Below are 2132 nucleotides of genomic sequence, written 5' to 3' on the forward strand. Positions count from 1 at the left end.
ACGATGACGATCGCTTCTTCCCCGACGTCGACGGCCGCACTCAAGCGCGAGCTGAAGGCGGCCGAAGCGCGCAAGCGCACGATGGCGCTGCTGCTGATCGCGCCGCTCGCGATCTTCTTGCTGCTGGTGTTCGTCGTGCCGATCGGCACGCTGCTCACGCGCGCGGTGCAGAACCCCGAGATCGCCGCCGCGCTGCCGAACACGGTCGCCGCGCTGTCGAAGTGGGATCGCAAGACGCCGCCCGCCGACGCCGCTTACGCGGCGCTCGCCACCGACATGACGAAGGTCGCCGACAGCGACGCGATGGGTGCGCTCGCACGGCGGCTGAACACTGAGATTCCCGGCTATCGCTCGCTCGTCGCGAAAACGGCGCGCGCGATGCCGCTGAAAAGCGACGATGGCGCGGCGCTGACGCCGGCCGGCACGCGCAGCAAACTGCTCGAACTCGATGCGCGCTGGGGCGAGATCGCCTACTGGCAGGCCATCGCCAAAAACGGCAGCGCCTATTCGCCGTTCTATTTGCTGGCCGCGCTCGATCACAAGCAGGATGGCTTCGGTAACATCGTGCACGCCGATCCGGACCAGTCGATCTATCTGGCGATCTTCGGCCGCACGTTCGTGATCGGCATTGCCGTGACGCTGTTCGCGCTGCTGCTCGGCTATCCGCTCGCCTACTGGATCTCGACGCTGTCGGAGCGCCGCGCGAACCTCGCGATGATTCTCGTGCTGATTCCGTTCTGGACCTCGGTGCTCGTGCGCGTGGCCGCGTGGATCGTGCTGCTGCAGAACGAAGGGCTGATCAACAAGGCGCTGATCGGCAGCGGCCTGATCGCGCATCCGCTCGCGCTGCTGTTCAATCGCGTGGGCGTCTATATCTCGATGACGCACATTCTGCTGCCGTTCATGATCCTGCCGCTGTACAGCGTGATGAAGTCGATTCCGCCGACCTACCAGCGCGCGGCCGTCTCGCTCGGCAGCCATCCGTTCGCGGCATTCTGGCGCGTGTACGTGCCGCAGACGTATCCGGGCGTCGGCGCGGGCGCGCTGCTCGTGTTCATCCTCGCGATCGGCTACTACATCACGCCGGCGCTGCTCGGCGGCCCGAACGATCAGATGGTGAGCTACTACGTCGCGTACTTCACGAACGTGACGATCAACTGGGGAATGGCATGCGCGCTCGGCGGGCTGCTGCTCGCGGCGACGCTCGTGCTGTACGCGGTGTACGGGCGCTTCACGCGCACCAACGTGAGCCTCGGCTGAGCGCGGGCCGACAGGGAAAGGAGAACAGGACCATGAAACTGGCCAGGCCGCTGTTTGCGCCGCACATGTCGCTCGTCGAGCGCGCGTGGTACGTCGCGTTGCGCGTGCTCGTCGTGCTCACGCTGCTGTATCTGATCCTGCCGGTGCTTGCGATCGTGCCGCTGTCGTTCTCGTCGAGCACGTTCCTCGTGTATCCGATTCCGGGGTTCTCGACGCGCTGGTACGAGAACCTGATTGCGTCGGACGAGTGGCGCATGGCCGCGAAGAACAGCTTCATCGTGGCGCCGTCGGCGACGCTGGTGGCGACCGTGCTCGGCACGCTGGCCGCGATCGGGCTGACGAAGGCCGAGTTCCGCGGCAAGGGGCTGCTGATGGCGGTGCTGCTCTCGCCGATGATCGTGCCGGTAGTGGTGGTCGGTGTCGGCATGTATCTGTTCTTCGCGCCGCTGGGGCTCGCGAACACGTACACGGGGCTGATCGCGGCGCACGCGGCGCTGGGCGTGCCGTTCGTCGTGACGACGGTGGCCGCGACGCTGCAGGGGTTCAACCAGAACCTCGTGCGCGCGAGCCTGTCGCTGGGCGCGAATCCGGTGACGACATTCTTCCGCGTGACGCTGCCGGTGATTGCGCCGGGCGTGATGTCGGGCGCGCTGTTCGCGTTCGCGACGTCGTTCGACGAAGTGGTCGTCACGCTGTTTCTGGCCGGTGCGGACCAGACGACGCTGCCGCGGCAGATGTTTACCGGCATCCGCGAAAACATCAGCCCGACGATCGCGGCGCTCGCGACGATCCTGATCGTGTTCTCGACGAGCCTGCTGCTCGCGCTCGAATGGCTGCGCGGCCGTCAGGCGCGGCGCGCGGTGGCGTAACGC

Annotated in this window: 2 protein-coding genes; both read left to right on the forward strand. The window is 66.6% G+C overall.

Annotation, left to right across the window (positions count from 1 at the left end):
- On the forward strand, nucleotides 1-1260 hold a 1260-nt coding region (locus HMPREF3115_RS16495), incomplete at its 5' end, for an ABC transporter permease (protein WP_256276216.1).
- A gap of 32 nt (nucleotides 1261-1292) precedes the next feature.
- Entirely contained in the window at nucleotides 1293-2129 is an 837-nt protein-coding gene (locus tag HMPREF3115_RS16500) for an ABC transporter permease (RefSeq protein WP_070555181.1), read from the forward strand.
- The last annotated feature ends 3 nt before the right edge of the window (nucleotides 2130-2132 follow it).

It is taken from the genome of Burkholderia sp. HMSC10F09, assembly GCF_001806955.1.
GTDB lineage: Bacteria > Pseudomonadota > Gammaproteobacteria > Burkholderiales > Burkholderiaceae > Burkholderia > Burkholderia multivorans.